The following is a 14,726-nucleotide window of genomic DNA, read 5'->3' as shown; positions in this document are numbered from 1 at the left end:
GGCAGGGTAGACGCCGATGACACGACGTGGGCGGTTCCGGGGCAGGGCGATCGACGCCGAGGTGGACGCGTTCCTGGGCATCCGGTACGCGGAGCCGCCCTTCGGCGCACGCCGGTTCGCCGAGCCCGTCCCCGTCCACCACGAGGGCGACTGCCTGGAGTTCGGGCCGATCGCGCCGCAGTCCGTCCGGCTGCCCGGCGCACCGGTGTGGCGGCCGGGCGACGAGGACGTGCTGAGCCTCAACGTCTGGGCACCGTCCACTTCGGATGGTCCGTGGCCGGTGCTGTTCTACGTGCACGGCGGCGCCTACACGTTCGGCTCGTCCGCCCAGCCCGACTACGACGGCGCCGCGTTGGCCCGTGCCGGACTGGTCGTGGTGACGTGCAACTACCGGCTGGGGTTCGAGGGCTTCGGGCACGTGCCGGGGCGGCCGGACAACCGGGGGCTGCTCGACCAGCGGGCGGCGCTGCGCTGGGTGCGGGAGAACATCGCGGTGTTCGGCGGCGACCCGGACAAGATCACCGTCGGCGGCCAGTCGGCAGGTGCCGGTTCGGCGTTGTTCCTGGCCGCGTGGGAGCCGGTGAGGCGGGTCATCGCGCACAGCGTGCCGAACCGGTTCTACACGCAGGGGTTCGCGCGCCGGGTCGCCGAGTGGATCGACACGTCGACGCCCGAGTCGACCGTGGCCTCCGCCGACGCGCTCGCCGCGGCCCAGCGCACCGGGCCGTTGGCGTACGACCCGGTGCTGTTCGGGCCGGTCGCCGACGGGTTGCCCGCGTTGCGCCCGGACGTCGACGCCCTGCTGTGCCACACCGACGTCGAGTACCTGCTGTTCGAGGCGGTCGGCACGTTCCGGCCACCCGGTCTGCGCGAGTTCGGTCGGGCGTGGGGCGTCCCGGACCACGTCGTGGCGGCTTACGCGCACTTCGAGGACGCGCAGGTACGGCTCGCCGGCGACTTCGTGTTCGGCGAACCCACCACGCGGCTGGCCGAGGCGCACGGTCGGGCGTTCCTGGCCCGGCTCACCCGGCCGCCCGCCTGGCACACCGCGGACGTGCCGTTCTCGTTCGGCACCCTGGATGGAGCCGAGTTCTTGCTCGGGGGCCCGGCCGGAGACGACGAGCGCGCGCTGTCCCGCCGCATGCTCCAGGCCTGGGTGGACTTCTGCACGACCGGCGACCCCGGCTGGACCGGCGTGCGGCACTGGGGTGACGAGGTCGAGGCCAGGCGTGAGCCGTGGCGGGGCGTGGACCTCTCCGCGCCCGTCGACTACCCGGTCCAGCCGCCCGGCTGAACGTCACACGGTGTCGGGCAGGGGTCAGCGTGCCGGGTCGTCCCGCTCCCGGCGCACGGTCACCTTGCGGCCCTTGATCGTGGCGCCGCGCAGGGACGCGATGACCTGCTGCGCCGACGACTCCGGCACCTCCACCAGCGAGAACCGGTCGGCGATCTCGATCGCGCCGATCTCCCTGCCGTTCAGCTTGGCCTCACCCGCGATCGCGCCGACCAGGTCCTGCGGTCGGATGCCCGAGCTGCGGCCCGCGCCGACGAACAGCCTCGTCATGCCCGCGGACGGGCGGCGCGGCTTGCGCGGTTCACGGCGTTCGCCGCCGGCCTCGCGTCCACGACGCTCACCGGACGGCCCGGACCGCGGCACGTACTCCGGGATCTCCTCCTCGTCGGCCGCCGCGCCGGTGGCCTCGTGCGCGAGCTTGACCGCCGCGAGCGCCACCTCCATCACGTCGAACTGGTCGGTCAGCGTCTCCACCACGACCCGGAACTTCTCCAGGTCGTCCTCCAGCAGGCTCTCGTGCAGCGCGGCCCTGGTCAGCTCCAACTTGCGGGCCCGCAGGTCGGCGATCGTCGGGACCTTCTCCATGTGGATGCGCTGCTTGGTGACGCGCTCGATCGTCTTCAGCATCCCGTGCTCGCGCGGCTCGGCCAGCGTGATGGCGACGCCCTCGCGGCCCGCCCGCCCGATCCGGCCGATGCGGTGCACGTACGACTCCGGCGCGGACGGCACGTTGTAGTTCACGACGTGCGTCAGCTGCTCGATGTCCAGACCGCGTGCCGCCACGTCCGTGGCCACCAGCAGGTCCGCGGTGCCGTTGCGCAGGCGTGCCATCACCCGGTCGCGCTGCTCCTGGCTGATGCCGCCGTGCAGCGACTCCGCCCGGTAGCCGCGCCCGTTCAGGGTCTCGGTGAGCTGGTCGACCTCGTCACGCGTGCGGCAGAACACGATCGCGGCGGTCGGCGCCTCGACGTCCAGCACGCGGCCCAGCGCGGCGGGCTTGTGCGCACGCGGCACGACGTACGCGCTCTGTCGCACCTTCGGCGCTTCGCCGGGCTCCGCCTGCTCGCGGCCGATGGTGATGCGCACCGGGTCGGACAGGTGCGTGCGGGCCAGCCGGTCGATGCGGCCGGGCATGGTCGCGGAGAACAGCACGGTCTGCCGTTCGGACGGCGTCTCGGCGAGGATCGTGTCCAGGTCCTCGGCGAAGCCCATGTCCAGCATCTCGTCGGCCTCGTCCAGCACGACGACTTCCAGCTGCTCCAGCTTCAACGTGCCGCGGCTGAGGTGGTCCACCGCGCGTCCCGGAGTGGCCACCACGACGTCCACGCCCTGCTCCAGCACCCGCAGCTGCCGCCCGATGGGCTGGCCGCCGTAGATCGGCAGCACCCGCGCGCCCAGCTCCCGGCCGTACCGGTGCACCGCTTCGGAGACCTGCACCGCCAGCTCGCGGGTCGGCACCAGCACGAGCGCGAACGGCGCCCGCCGGTTCCGGTCGGCGGCGGCCAAGCGCTCCAACACGGGCAGCGCGAACGCGGCCGTCTTGCCGGTGCCGGTCGCGGCCTGTCCCAGCAGGTCACGGCCTTCGGTCAACGGCGGGATGGCCTCGCGTTGGATGGGGGTGGGCTCCTCGTAGCCGAGGCCGGTGAGCGCCCGGAGGAGTTCGGGGCGCAACCCGAGGTCGGCGAAGCTGGTCCGGTCGTCGGGCTCGTCGTTCATACCCCCAAGTCTCGCTGATCGCCCCTGAACCGCTCGGTGAGGGGTCCGCCCACGATGTGGTCCGCGTGTTCTGAGCGTTGAATTCGGGGGTCCTGAACGTAGGACACGGTGGTTCTGAAGGTACGACTCGCGCGTTCTGAACGTAGGACTCACGGGGTCTGGCGGTGTGGGGGCGTGCGGTTAAGCGGTTAAGGTCTTGTTGTGAAGCCACTGCGCTGGGGCGTCCTGGGAGCCACTGCCCACATCAGTGGCCGGGTGCTGCCGGCGATACACCGGACGCCCGGCAACGTGGTCGCGGCGGTGGCGAGCCGTCCCGGTCGGCAGGCGGCGGCCGCCGAGGTGGCGCGACCGTTCGGGGCACGGGTGCACGACGGCTACGACGCGCTGCTGGCCGACCCCGACATCGACGCCGTGTACATCGCGCTGCCCAACACCCGGCACGTGCCGTGGACGTTGCGCTCGCTGGACGCGGGCAAGCACGTGCTGGTCGAGAAGCCGATGGCACTGTCCGAAGAGGACTGCGTGCGGATCGAACGCGCCGCCGCCGACCTCGTGGTCATGGAGGCGTACATGTACCGCTTCCACCCGCAGCAGGTGCGTGCCGCCGAACTGCTCGCGTCCGGTGAGATCGGCGACCTGCGGGTGGTGCGGTCCGCGTTCGCCTACCCGACCGCGACCGAGGGCAACATCCGGTTCGACCCGGCGTTGGGCGGCGGCGCGACCTGGGACGTCGGCTGCTACGCGTTCGACGTGCCGCTGTGGGCGTTCGGCGCCGACCCGCTCCGGGTGCGTGCCACGTTCCACTCGCGTGAGGTGGACCTCAGCGCGGTGGCCACGATGGACTTCGGCGACGGCCGCTCGGCGGTGCTGGACTACAGCCTCGAATACGGGCCGCGCGCCGCCTACGAGTTCCAGGGCACGCGCGGCTCGATCTCCGTGCGCAACGCGTGGACCAGCCCTGTCGAGGACGGGCTGATCACGGTCGTCACGCTGGACGGTGTGCGCGACGAGGTCGTGCCCGCCGCCGACGCCTACGAACACCAGACCGCCGCGTTCGCCGAAGCGGTCCGGGAGAAGGTCACGCCGCTGGTGTCACCGGCCCACTCGGCACGCACCGCGCGGGTGGGCGAAGCGCTGGTGCGGTCGGCCGCGACCGGCGCCGAAGTCACGCTTCGACGCCGGCCGTGACCTAGCGGCCCGCCGTGCTGAACCCGGCGAGCCAACGTCCCACCTCGGTGGCTGATCGCAGCCGCACCCACGGCACGCCGTTGCGCGCCAGCCGGTCCGGGTACTCGGCACGGTGCCGACGGTGCGCGTGGTACGCCCACGCCAGCAGCGAATCCGAGCCGACCAGGGCGTTCAGCGTTTCCCGGTTGCCGTTCCACAACTCGGACCTGCGCACGATCCGGGCCGTGCTGCGCCGGACCAACCGCGGCAGGATCACCCGCAACGGCAGGTCCAGCCACACCACGAGATCCGCGCGGTGCCACAGGACGGCCGCAGTCCGGTCGATGTAGTTGCCGTCGACCACCCAGGCCGGGCCGTCCGTGGCCGCCGCGAGCCTCGCCCGGAACTCCTCCACCGGCGTCGGCGTCCAGTTCGGGCCGTGGTGGATCGCGTCAAGCTCGACATGCGTGCCGTCGACCAGCGGAACCAGCTTGTGCGCCAACGTCGACTTGCCGGCGCCGCTGACGCCGAGGATGACGATGCGACGCGGAGTCATGCGCGGTGACGCTAGTGGTCCTAGTTCACGCAGCCGTCGTCCGGGGCCGGCGGGCTGGGCGTGCCGGTGGAGTTCGCAGGTGGCGTGGTGGACGCCGAGGCGGGCTGGTCGGCGAAGAAGTCCGCCGCGAACGCCCGCACCACCGTCGGGTCGACGGCCAGGGCGGCGCCGTCCGCCGTGTCGATCACCTCGCCGACGGGGACGGTCGCCGTCCGCACGGTCCCGTTCAGGTGCTTGGCGAGGTCCATCGGGTTCCACCCCGCGTCGGTGCGCACGTTGGCACTCGCCACCGCCACCAGTTCGTTCAGCTTCGCCAGGTCACCGGCGCCGACCACCTTGGCCGCCAGGGAACGCAGGAACGCCTGCTGGCGCGCGACCCGGTCGAGGTCGCCGTGGGGGAGCCCGTGGCGCTGCCGCAGGAACGCCAACGACCGCGCACCGTCGAGCGAGTGCCGCCCGGCGGGCAGGTCGATGCCGGCGTACTGGTCGCGGGCCGCCGTCTTGAGGCAGACCTCCACCCCGCCGACCGCGTCGGCCAGCGCGCCGAAGCTCGCCATGTCGACCGACGCGTAGTGGTCGATCTGCGCGCCCGTCAACGTCTCGACCGTCTGCACCAGCGCCTCCGCGCCCGCCGCGTGACCGTCCCGTCCCTCGGCCTGAGCGGTCGCGTGGGCTCGGCGGTAGGCGGAGTTCAGCCTGCCCTCGCCCACGCCGGGGATGTCGACCCACGAGTCGCGCGGCAGCGACGCCACGCTCGCCGAGCCGTCCGGGCCGAGGCGTGCCAGCACGACCGAATCGGTGTTCGTGCCTTCGTCCAGGCCGATCAGCAGCACGTTCTGCGCGGGCGCGGCGGTCTGCCCCGACGGCTGTTCGGCCGGCGCCACCGTCCCGGACGACGAGTCCCGGTCCATGGTCAGCGGCACGATCACCGCGACGGCGGCGACGGCGGCGGTCACCCCGAGGGCCGCGAACAGCGCGGTCGGCCGTCGTCGGGACTTCGCGCGGTGCAGGGTGGACAGCACGACGCGGTAGTCGACCGCCTCGTCCGCCTCGGCCGCGATCGCTTCGCGGATCAGGTCTTCCTGGTGGTTCATCGCAGCGCCTCCGACGGGATGTTCTCGTTGACCCGCAGCTTCTGGAGCGCGCGGGAAATGTGGCTGCGCACGGTGCCTTCCGTGCAGCCCAGGATCTGGGCGATCTCCGCGTCGGTGCTGTCCTCGTAGTAGCGCAGCACGAGCGCCGCCCGTTGTTTGCGCGGCAGGACCGCGATCCGGGCGCGCATCGCGTCCCGTTCGGCGTGCCGCACGGCGTGGTCGGCGACCGTCGGCGCCAGGTCGTTCAGCGTGGCGTGGGTCGAGGACACGTCATGCGCGGCCTTGCGGCGACGCCACGACAGGAACTCGTTGGTCACCATCCGCTTGACGTAGAGGTAGGGGGCCGTCATCGCCCCGATCCGCCCCCACCGCTGCCGCGCGCGCAGCAGCACGTCCTGGACGATGTCCTGGGCGAGGTGCTTGTCGCACGTCAGGGCCGTGGCATAGCGCAATAGTCGATCAAGACGTTCGGTGACGAACTGGTCGAAGTCGTCGTCCGGCACGGCGCCCCCTTCTCCCGCTGTCGGTTTCCGTTGCGGTCGGGAAACCCTTCAGAGGACGTCCCACGTTGAACCACTCGGGTGTGACCTGTGCCACGCTTTGTCGTTCCGGCTCGGAGTCTTGATCGTGGTGAACAGGCCATTCCTTGGGACGCGTGGATACGGGGGCCGCGAAACGGGTAGCTTCCGATCGTCCGCGCACCAGCCACGGGGAGCACATGCGATTCCTCTTCCGCCCACCCGCCGCCGAGGCCGGTGGCCTGCTCTCCCTGCCCTGGGCACAGCCGCTGGAGGAGTGGGACGAACGGCTGCTGCTCACCGTGCCACAGCGGGGCATCTCGCGGCACGTGGTCCGGTTCGTGGCCAGCGAAGGCCAGGTGTACGCGCTGAAGGAGATCGCCGAAGCGCTCGCGCGGCACGAATACGCGGTGCTCGGCGACATGGAGCGGGAGGGCATGCCCGCGGTGTCGGTGCTCGGGCTGTGCGTCGACCGGCCGGACGACCAGCAGGCCATCCTCGTTACGCGCTACCTCGAACATTCGATGTCCTACCGATACCTGTTCTCCAGCCCGCGCGGCGAGCACTCGGCCGACCGCCTGGTGGACGTGCTGGTCGAACTTCTGGTCCGGCTGCACCTGTCGGGCACGTTCTGGGGTGACTGCTCGCTGTCGAACACGCTGTTCCGGCTCGACGCGGGCAACCTGGCCGCGTACCTGGTCGACGCCGAGACCGTGGAACGCCACCCGGTGCTGTCCATCGGCCAGCGCACGTACGACGTGGACCTGGCACGGGAGCGCATCGGCGGTGAGCTGATGGACCTCGAAGCCGGTGGTCTGCTGCCGCCGGACATCGACCCGGTCGAGGTCGCGGACGGCGTGCCCGTGCGTTATGCGGCGTTGTGGGACGAGGTGACGCGGGAGGAGTTCTTCCAGCTGGACGAGCAGCGTTACCGGGTCGCCGAACGGCTGCGGCGGCTCAACGACCTGGGCTTCGACGTCGGCGAGGTGGAGCTGGTCACGTCGGACAGCGGGGCGCGGCTGCGGGTGGACATCCGGGTGGCCGAGATCGGCCAGCACCGGCGCGAGCTGTTCAAGCTCACCGGGCTGGAGGTGCAGGAGGGGCAGGCCCGCCGGCTGCTCAACGACCTCCGCTCGTTCCGCGCGTACCTGGAGCAGCGCGACGGCGCGCCGGTGCCCGAGACGACCGCGGGTCACTTGTGGCGCAACGAGGTGTACGACCCGGTGGTCGCGGCCGTTCCGCCCGACCTGCTCGGCGTGCTGGCCCCGGCGGAGCTGTTCCACGAGGTCCTCGTCCACCGCTGGTACCTGTCCGAGCACGCGGGCCGTGACGTGGGCACCACCGCCGCCCTCCGCTCCTACCTCGCCACCGTCCTGCCCGACCGCGAGGCCGAAGCAGAAGCCGCCACCGCCCCCGACCCCGACCTGCTGGACGACCTCGCCTAACCCGCGAGTCGAACCCCCAACCCCCGCGAGTCGAACCTCCAGACCCCGTGAGTCCTACGTTCAGACCCCGTGAGTCCTACGTTCCCGTACCCCGAGTTCAACGCTCAGAACAACCGGCCGCCGTTCTGAGCGTTGAATTCGGGGGTCCTGAACGTAGGACTCACGGGACGTGAACGTAGGACTCACGGGGGTTTGGGGATGGGGAGTCGCGCGGTCGGGTGGGGAGCCGCTTAGATTCCTGTCCATGATCTTCGGGATCGCGGCCATCGTGCCTGCCCTGTTCTTCGTGGTCGGCGTGATCCGCGACCGGCGGCGGATCGGGAACGCGGTGTGGCTCGGGGTGACGTTGGTGTTCCTCCTGCTGTGGCTGCTCTTCCGGGCGTCGGCGTACGGCGGGTGGACGGCCGTCGTGGTCGGGTACGGGTTCCTGGCCCTCCTGCTCGGGCTGGGGTTCGTGCTGCCGACCGCCCTGATCGCGAACGGTGTGCTGATGCTGAAGCGGGAGGGGTTCCGGCCGGCGAACCTGCTGTCGCTGCTCGCCGGCCTCGCGATCTTCGGCGTCGTCTACGCGTTCGGCTTCGCCACCGCGCACACCGGACCGGTGGTCGACGCGGTGATCGGATCACTGCTGATCGTGGCCGCCTACGTCGCGTTCCTGTTCGTCAGCCTGCTGCTGTACTCGATCGTCTACGGCAGCATCGGCCGCCGCACGGGCTTCGACGCGGTCGTGGTGCTGGGGGCGGGGTTGATGGGCGACCGCGTCCCGCCGCTGCTGGCGAGCAGGCTGGACCGCGGCATCCACCTGTACCGGCGCGAAGTCGAGTCGGGCCGCACGCCGCTGCTCGTCGTCTCAGGCGGACAAGGGCCGGACGAGAAGGTGTCCGAGGCGGCGGCGATGCGTGACTACCTGCTGCGCCGCGACGTGCCCGACGACCTGATCGTGCTGGAGGACCGCGCGACCACCACCGAGCAGAACCTCCAGTACAGCGCGAAACTCCTCGACGAACGCGGCTGGAGCGGCCGTGCCGTGGCGGTGACCAACAACTTCCACGTGTTCCGCGCCGCCGTCCTGGCCCGCCGGCTCCGGCTGCGGATGCAGATCATCGGCGCGCCCACGGCGTGGTACTTCCTGCCCAGCGCGTTCCTGCGCGAGTTCGCCGCGCTGCTCACGCACAACCCGATCACGCACACCGTCACGTGCGGCCTGCTGGTGGCAGCGCACGTGGTGCTCACCCTTCGCTGATCACACCCGCACGGCGAGCGACGCGGTGTAGCCGGAGTCCACGTCACCGGTGACGTCCGCCAACTGCGAATCGTGCCCGTCGCGGAACACGGTGTCGTCCTCCAACGACGTCCGCGCCATGTTCCGCACGCTCTGCACGTACCCGGCGGTGCCGGACACCGTCTTGCAGACCTGCTCGGGCAGCGCGAGCTGGGACGTGATGATCTTCGTGCCCGCCGCCCCCGCGAACGGCGCGCACCCCGATCCGTTGTCCGGCAGCGCGAGCTCAATCCGCAGTGGCACCCCCTCGGCGGTGCACGAAGCCGTGCCGAAGCTGGTGCGGATGTCACCGCGCACGATCCCCGACTGGGTGAGCACGTTCGGGCCGTTGGACCCGTCACCGGGGAACGGCCCGGCGGTCTCCTCCGGATCACGTCACCGCATTCGGCCGCCGCGGCGCTGGTGGTGGTCGCGGACTGGCCGTCACCGGTGTCGCACGCGGCGAGGGAGGCGAGCCCGACGCCGCCGAAGAGCGCCAAGGCCCGCCTGCGGGTGAGCGTGGCGAGGTCGAAGGCGAGTCCGCGGTCGTGGATGGGCGTTGCCATAGGACCACCCTGACTCCGGTTCCCGCGTGCCGCCTGTGGACTTCCTATGGGGTTCCTGGCGGTCACGGTCAGGGCTGTCGCCCCAGAAGAACAGGCCGATCGGCCGTTTTGCACGCACACCCGCCGGGTAGTCGGACTGGAACGTCACCGTCAGGACAACGGGGGTGGAGGCGGTGGACCCTGACCTCGACTTCGACAACACACCGGCCCGCGGCCTCCAGCGGTACGTGACGGCGGTCGCGGCGGAGTTGGGGCTGGTGGGGGAGTGCTCGTGCGCCGACCCCGGCCCGCCCGCGACCGCATACCTCGCCGTGGAGGGGTACGTGCCGTCCCTCCCCGACCAGGACCTCGCCTTGCTGTGGGACGAGGAGTTCGGCTGGGCCGGCGCGGTGGAGACCCTCACGGGCGAACCACCGGTCGTCATCGCCTACCTGCGGGGTGACGTGCTGCCCGCGACGGCGGAGGTGGCCGCGTTCGTGGCGGCGATGCTGCGCGGTGACCATCCCGGCGACCCCCGGCCGATGCGGCTGCGCGCGTACGGCGCGGCCGACGACCTCATGGACCGCCTCAGCGAGTACCCGGCGGGGACGACCCGGCCCGACCTCGGCTAGGCGGTGTTCCGGAAGTCTCGATCGCGGCGTTTCCTTAACCCTCGTGCGCCGACGCCTCGACGGCCTCCGCGCAGCCGGTCGCCTCCACGTAGACGCGGACCGTCTCGGCGGCGATCCGCGCCGTGCTGTACCGGGCTTCGACGCGGTCGGCGGCGGCGATGCCGTACGCGTCGCGGCGGGCGACGTCCGCCAACAGGGGGCGCAGCGCGCGGGCGAGGGTCTTGGGGTCGTTCGGCGGCACGAGCAGTCCGGTGACGCCGTCCACGACCGTGTCGGTCGCCGCCCCGACGGTGGCGGCCACCACCGGCACACCGCACGCCATGGCTTCCAGCGGCGCGGTCGACCCGCTCGACCCAGCGCACACCACCACGTCGGCGGACCTCAGCAACGCGGGCATCGCCACCCGCGGCACCCGGCCGACCAGCCGCACCCGGTCGCCGACCTCCTGCACGCGCGCGTGCTCACGCAACCAGCGCACATCACCCGGCCGGCCGCCGACCACGACCAACTCGGTGTCCCACACCGACCGCAACGCCGCGATCACGTCCTCGGCCCCGGTGGCGGGCGCGACCAGTCGGTGCGGCAACCGACGGTTGAGCCGCGGCCCGTCCGGCTTGAACCGCTCGACGTCCACACCCGGCGGCACCACGGCGATCCGCGTGCGCGGCACACCCTGCCGCACCAGCTGCGTCTTCTCGTCCGTGCAGCCGGCCACGACCCGGCTCGCTTCACGGCCGAGCAGCCGTTCGGTGGACACGCGAGCCTCCGGCACGTCCTCGCCGTCGACCTGCTCCAGCACCCCCAACGAGTGGAACGTCTGCACCACCGGCACGCCGAGCCCGTTGGCCGCCAGCACCGACGCCACGCCGGACGTCCAGTAGTGGGCGTGCACCACGTCCGGCGGGTCGGCCCGCCACTGGTCGCGCAGGAACCTGGTGAAGTCGTCCAGGTGGGGTAGTAGCTCGTCCGGGTGAAGTGGGGTCGGCGGCCCGGCCGTCACGTGGACCACGTCGTAACCCTGACGGGTGCGCACCACGTCGTGCGGTCGCACCGAATCACGCCGGGTGTGCACCACGACGTCGTGCCCGGCCGTGGCCAGGGCCGCCGCCAGATCGGCCACGTGGACGTCCTGGCCGCCATCCTCGGAGTCGTTCAGCACGGGCAGCGGGCTCGCGTGGGCCGAAACGACTGCGATTCTCATGGGTTCCTCCAGCCGAGGATGCGGGATGTGCCGCGTCACGCCGGATCAGGCTGTCGTCTCAACCCGATTTCGCACCGTACAAGCAACCCTTGGTCCCTGCCAGTCAGAGCCACCCGGTGACGCGCGGTTGGTCGGGCCGCCGCCGGGTATGGGACGGGTACGGCAGTGGTGCGGCAGTGGTGCGCGCAGTGGACGACCACCCGACCCGACCACCCGACCGACCCGACCACCGAGGAGCGGCCATGGCCACCGGCGAGACCGGCTTCGACGACGTCACCTACGACCTCATCTCCGTCCAGTACCACGCGCTCAAGGCGGGCCACGACTACGGGCAATACGTGCGTGACGCGGAGAACGCGGGCAAGCGGGACATTGCCGATTTCTTCCGGCAGGTGATGGAGGAGGACTCCGAGCGCGCCAAGCGGTGCCACGAGTTCCTCCGGGAGCTGAGCGTCAGCGGCGACGCCGGCCCCGCCGTGACCTGATCCCGCTGCGACCTGACCTCAAGGGCCGGCGGGCGGTACGGTCCGAGCCATGCGGGTCGTCGTGCTGTCGGACACCCACGCGCCCCGGCGGTGGAAGTCGTGTCCCCCGGAAGTGGCGAAGCACCTGCGCGGCGCGGAGGTCGTCCTGCATGCAGGGGACGTCTGCGTGGCGTCCGTGTTGGACGAGCTGGCGCAGTACGCGCCGGTGACCGCCGTGTGCGGCAACAACGACGGCCCGGACGTGGTCGCGTGGGGAGCGCCGGAGACCGTCGAACTGGACCTCGCGGGCCTGCGCGTGGCGATGATCCACGACAGCGGCCAGGCGGCCGGCCGCACCGCGCGGATGCGCCGCCGGTTCCCCGAGGCCGACCTGGTCGTGTTCGGCCACTCCCACATCCCGATGGACGTCACCGGCGACGGCGTGCGCGTCTTCAACCCCGGTTCACCCACTGACCGCCGCCGCCAGCCGCACGGCACCATCGGACTGCTCGACATCGAGGACGGCGAGCTGCTGGCGGCCCGGATCGTGCCGGTGACGTAGATGTAGGTCCGTCAGCAGCAGTGGTCGCCGCGCCAGGCTTCCCGGCCTTCCTTGACGGCGACGGCGGCGATGACCAGGGCGACGACCGGGTCGGCCCAGGACCAGCCGAACAGCGAGTTGAGCAGCAGGCCGACCAGCAGCACGCCGGACAGGTAGGTGCACAGCAACGTCTGCTTGGAGTCCGCGACGGCGCTGGCCGAGCCCAGCTCACGTCCGGCGCGGCGTTGCGCGGCCGAGAGGAACGGCATGACCAGCAGTGACACCGCCGCCAGCACGATGCCGACCGTGGAGTGGTCGGCGGCCTCGGCGCCCAGCAGGGAGCGCGCCGACTCGACCGTGACGTAGGCGGCCAGCGCGAAGAACGACACCGCGATGACCTTCAACGCCACCCGCTCGCGCGCCTCCGGGTCCTTGCCGGAGAACTGCCAGGCCACGGCGGTCGCCGAGGCGACTTCGATGACCGAGTCCAGGCCGAAGCCGATCAGGGCGGTGGACGAGGCGATGGTCCCGGCGGTGATCGCCACGATCGCCTCGATCACGTTGTAGGTGATCGTGGCGGCGACCAGCAGCCGCACCCGGCGGGTCAGCAGGGCACGCCGCGGCGGGTCCAGTTTCGAGGTGTCGGCGGCCTTGGTCGAGCAGCAGCCGTCCGCGCACCCGTCAGGCGCCGGGGTGGGGTCGGTGCTCATCGGCCCGCCTCCACCGCGGTCAGGGCCGGCTCGTCGTCGAGGCACGGCTCGGCGGTGTCGACCGCGAGCACGACCTTGACCAGCTCGCTCAACGCCCGTGCCAGGTGGACGTCGGCCAGGGCGTAGCGGACCTTGCGGCCCTCGTAGGCGGCCACCACCAGCCCGCACCCGCGCAGGCAGGACAGGTGGTTGGAGACGTTCGAGCGGGTCAGCCCCAGGTGGTCGGCGAGTTGGGCCGGGTAGCTGATCCCGTCCAGCAGGCCGACGAGGATGCGGCAGCGGGTCGGGTCGGCCAGCGCCTTGCCCAACCGCGCCAAGGCGTCCTCGCGCGTCTCACACTTCAGCATGAGCGGAACCATACAGTGACCGCTGTACTGACGTCACCCAATGATCGTTTGACCGGGCCTGGGGCGCCAGCGAGGATCGCACCGTGACCCGGATCGGCTTGGCGACCATCGCACGCGAGTGGGGGCGTATCGGCTGCATCGGGTTCGGCGGACCGCCCGCGCACATCGCGTTGCTGCGGGACCTGTGCGTCACCCGGCGCGGCTGGCTGACCGACCGCGAGTTCGAGGACGGCATCGCGGTGACGAACCTGTTGCCGGGGCCGGCGTCGACGCAGCTCGCGATCCTGTGCGCGTGGAGGCTGCGCGGCACGGCGGGTGCGCTGGTCGGCGGCCTGTGCTTCATCGTGCCGGGGCTGCTGCTGATCCTCGCGCTGGCCGTGTTGTTCCTGGCCGACAACGCCCCGGCGTGGGTGACGGGCGCGGCGGCCGGGGCGGGCGCGGCGGTGCCGGCGGTGGCGGCGCACGCGGCGTGGGGGTTGATCCCCGGTAGTCGGCAGCGCATCGGCGCGGCCAAGGCGGCCCGTGTGCGGTGGGTGCTGTACCTGCTGGCCGGCGGGGTCGCGGCGGCGGTGACGGGTCCGTGGCTCGTGCTGGTGCTCATCGCGGCCGGGCTGGTGGAGATCGCGGTCCGTGCACCGTCCGGTCGACGTGCCGCGTGGCCTGTCGTGCTCGCGTTGCCTGCCGCCGGGGGAGGGCTGGGCGCGCTGGCGTGGGTGTCCGCCAAGGTCGGCGCGCTGTCGTACGGCGGCGGGTTCGTCATCATCCCGTTGATGCGGGAGGACGCCGTGCACACGTACGGGTGGATGTCCGACGCGCAGTTCCTCAACGCGGTGGCGCTCGGTCAGATCACGCCGGGGCCGGTGGTGCAGACGGTCGCCGTGGTCGGGTACGCCGCCGCCGGCCTGGGTGGCGGGCTGCTGGCCGCGTTCGTCGCGTTCGCGCCCTCGTTCGTGATGGTCATCGTGGGCGGCCCCAGGCTGGAACGGCTGCGGGACAACGACCGTGCGCAGGCGTTCCTGACCGGCGCGGGCGCCGCCGCCATCGGCGCGATCGCCGGTTCCACCCTGCCGCTGGCCTGGTCACTGGACCGGCCCTGGCAGTTCGTCCTGCTCGGCCTCGCCGCGCTCTGGCTGCTCGTCCTGCGGCGTGGCGTGGTGACGGCGCTGGTGGCGTGCGGTGTCATCGGCGCGGTGATCGCGCTGTTCTGACCAGGTGCTGGTATCGGTTTGATGAGC

16 protein-coding genes are annotated in these 14,726 nt (G+C 71.9%); 8 read left to right on the top strand and 8 right to left on the bottom strand.

Features of this window, described 5'->3' with window-relative positions:
• Positions 1–16 precede the first annotated feature (16 nt).
• Positions 17–1,294, top strand: coding sequence for a carboxylesterase family protein (locus F4560_RS18410; protein WP_184921610.1), 1,278 nt, complete (start codon positions 17–19; stop codon positions 1,292–1,294).
• Positions 1,295–1,318: 24 nt separating this feature from the next.
• Here F4560_RS18410 and F4560_RS18405 read toward each other — a convergent pair whose 3' ends face one another.
• Positions 1,319–3,010 carry a DEAD/DEAH box helicase gene (locus tag F4560_RS18405; RefSeq protein WP_184921608.1) on the bottom strand — a complete coding sequence of 564 codons (1,692 nt, stop codon included), beginning with the start codon at positions 3,008–3,010 and terminating at the stop codon, positions 1,319–1,321.
• A 201-nt stretch (positions 3,011–3,211) separates the two neighbouring features.
• Between F4560_RS18405 and F4560_RS18400 the strand changes: the two genes are divergently transcribed.
• Positions 3,212–4,198: a Gfo/Idh/MocA family protein gene (locus F4560_RS18400; RefSeq protein WP_221483557.1), complete on the top strand. Its 987-nt coding sequence runs from the start codon at positions 3,212–3,214 to the stop codon at positions 4,196–4,198.
• A gap of 1 nt (position 4,199) precedes the next feature.
• Here the strand turns inward: F4560_RS18400 and F4560_RS18395 are convergent, their stop codons facing one another.
• Genes F4560_RS18395 through F4560_RS18385 form a run of 3 tightly spaced genes read right to left on the bottom strand, consistent with a single transcriptional unit; the run spans position 4,200 to position 6,330 of the window.
• Positions 4,200–4,733, bottom strand: a complete 534-nt coding sequence (locus F4560_RS18395) for a P-loop NTPase family protein (RefSeq protein ID WP_184921606.1) — start codon at positions 4,731–4,733, stop codon at positions 4,200–4,202.
• Positions 4,734–4,753: 20 nt separating this feature from the next.
• On the bottom strand, positions 4,754–5,827 hold the full coding sequence (locus F4560_RS18390; RefSeq protein WP_184921603.1) for an LCP family protein: 1,074 nt from the start codon (positions 5,825–5,827) through the stop codon (positions 4,754–4,756).
• Positions 5,824–6,330: a SigE family RNA polymerase sigma factor gene (locus tag F4560_RS18385; protein WP_184921601.1), complete on the bottom strand. Its 507-nt coding sequence runs from the start codon at positions 6,328–6,330 to the stop codon at positions 5,824–5,826. Before F4560_RS18385 ends, F4560_RS18390 begins: the two co-directional genes overlap by 4 nt.
• Before the next feature lie 215 nt (positions 6,331–6,545).
• On the opposite strand from F4560_RS18385, the gene F4560_RS18380 reads away from it, so the two are divergent.
• Both F4560_RS18380 and F4560_RS18375 read left to right on the top strand, forming a co-directional pair.
• The gene (locus F4560_RS18380; RefSeq protein WP_184921600.1) at positions 6,546–7,790 is read left to right on the top strand and encodes a DUF4032 domain-containing protein; all 1,245 of its coding nucleotides are present in this window, start codon (positions 6,546–6,548) and stop codon (positions 7,788–7,790) included.
• Between the two features lie 244 nt (positions 7,791–8,034).
• Positions 8,035–9,033 carry a YdcF family protein gene (locus F4560_RS18375; protein ID WP_184921598.1) on the top strand — a complete coding sequence of 333 codons (999 nt, stop codon included), beginning with the start codon at positions 8,035–8,037 and terminating at the stop codon, positions 9,031–9,033.
• On the opposite strand, the gene F4560_RS43670 is transcribed toward F4560_RS18375, so the two are convergent.
• A complete protein-coding gene (locus F4560_RS43670; protein WP_221483556.1) occupies positions 9,034–9,390 on the bottom strand; it encodes a peptidase associated/transthyretin-like domain-containing protein in 357 nt (118 codons plus the stop codon).
• Positions 9,391–9,790: 400 nt separating this feature from the next.
• On the opposite strand from F4560_RS43670, the gene F4560_RS18365 reads away from it, so the two are divergent.
• A complete protein-coding gene (locus F4560_RS18365) occupies positions 9,791–10,228 on the top strand; it encodes a DUF6292 family protein (RefSeq protein WP_184921596.1) in 438 nt (145 codons plus the stop codon).
• Positions 10,229–10,262: 34 nt separating this feature from the next.
• Here the strand turns inward: F4560_RS18365 and F4560_RS18360 are convergent, their stop codons facing one another.
• Positions 10,263–11,429 carry a glycosyltransferase gene (locus tag F4560_RS18360; protein ID WP_184921594.1) on the bottom strand — a complete coding sequence of 389 codons (1,167 nt, stop codon included), beginning with the start codon at positions 11,427–11,429 and terminating at the stop codon, positions 10,263–10,265.
• A 242-nt stretch (positions 11,430–11,671) separates the two neighbouring features.
• Between F4560_RS18360 and F4560_RS18355 the strand changes: the two genes are divergently transcribed.
• Entirely contained in the window at positions 11,672–11,914 is a 243-nt protein-coding gene (locus F4560_RS18355) for an acyl carrier protein (protein WP_184921592.1), read from the top strand.
• Between the two features lie 49 nt (positions 11,915–11,963).
• Positions 11,964–12,455, top strand: a complete 492-nt coding sequence (locus tag F4560_RS18350) for a metallophosphoesterase family protein (protein ID WP_184921590.1) — start codon at positions 11,964–11,966, stop codon at positions 12,453–12,455.
• Between the two features lie 11 nt (positions 12,456–12,466).
• Here F4560_RS18350 and F4560_RS18345 read toward each other — a convergent pair whose 3' ends face one another.
• Both F4560_RS18345 and cmtR read right to left on the bottom strand, forming a co-directional pair.
• Positions 12,467–13,144, bottom strand: a complete 678-nt coding sequence (locus F4560_RS18345) for a cation efflux transmembrane domain-containing protein (RefSeq protein ID WP_184921588.1) — start codon at positions 13,142–13,144, stop codon at positions 12,467–12,469.
• Positions 13,141–13,491 (bottom strand): Cd(II)/Pb(II)-sensing metalloregulatory transcriptional regulator CmtR, encoded by a 351-nt coding sequence (gene cmtR, locus F4560_RS18340; protein WP_184921586.1) that lies wholly within the window; start codon positions 13,489–13,491, stop codon positions 13,141–13,143. Before cmtR ends, F4560_RS18345 begins: the two co-directional genes overlap by 4 nt.
• 83 nt (positions 13,492–13,574) lie before the next feature.
• Between cmtR and chrA the strand changes: the two genes are divergently transcribed.
• Complete coding sequence (chrA, locus tag F4560_RS18335; RefSeq protein WP_184921584.1) at positions 13,575–14,699, top strand: chromate efflux transporter; 1,125 nt, start codon at positions 13,575–13,577, stop codon at positions 14,697–14,699.
• Positions 14,700–14,726: the final 27 nt, after the last annotated feature.

It is taken from the genome of Saccharothrix ecbatanensis (assembly GCF_014205015.1).
Taxonomy (GTDB): Bacteria; Actinomycetota; Actinomycetes; order Mycobacteriales; family Pseudonocardiaceae; genus Actinosynnema; species Actinosynnema ecbatanense.
This window is presented reverse-complemented; position numbering and strand designations above follow the sequence as displayed.

Excerpts from the sequence above, each read along its gene's own strand:
- F4560_RS18410 (WP_184921610.1), top strand. The coding sequence starts at position 17 with ATGACACGACGTGGGCGGTTCCGGGGCAGGGCGATCGACGCCGAGGTG.
- F4560_RS18405 (WP_184921608.1), bottom strand. The coding sequence starts at position 3,010 with ATGAACGACGAGCCCGACGACCGGACCAGCTTCGCCGACCTCGGGTTG.
- F4560_RS18395 (WP_184921606.1), bottom strand. The coding sequence starts at position 4,733 with ATGACTCCGCGTCGCATCGTCATCCTCGGCGTCAGCGGCGCCGGCAAG.
- F4560_RS18390 (WP_184921603.1), bottom strand. The coding sequence starts at position 5,827 with ATGAACCACCAGGAAGACCTGATCCGCGAAGCGATCGCGGCCGAGGCG.
- F4560_RS18380 (WP_184921600.1), top strand. The coding sequence starts at position 6,546 with ATGCGATTCCTCTTCCGCCCACCCGCCGCCGAGGCCGGTGGCCTGCTC.
- F4560_RS18375 (WP_184921598.1), top strand. The coding sequence starts at position 8,035 with ATGATCTTCGGGATCGCGGCCATCGTGCCTGCCCTGTTCTTCGTGGTC.
- F4560_RS18360 (WP_184921594.1), bottom strand. The coding sequence starts at position 11,429 with ATGAGAATCGCAGTCGTTTCGGCCCACGCGAGCCCGCTGCCCGTGCTG.
- F4560_RS18355 (WP_184921592.1), top strand. The coding sequence starts at position 11,672 with ATGGCCACCGGCGAGACCGGCTTCGACGACGTCACCTACGACCTCATC.
- F4560_RS18350 (WP_184921590.1), top strand. The coding sequence starts at position 11,964 with ATGCGGGTCGTCGTGCTGTCGGACACCCACGCGCCCCGGCGGTGGAAG.
- F4560_RS18345 (WP_184921588.1), bottom strand. The coding sequence starts at position 13,144 with ATGAGCACCGACCCCACCCCGGCGCCTGACGGGTGCGCGGACGGCTGC.
- cmtR (WP_184921586.1), bottom strand. The coding sequence starts at position 13,491 with ATGCTGAAGTGTGAGACGCGCGAGGACGCCTTGGCGCGGTTGGGCAAG.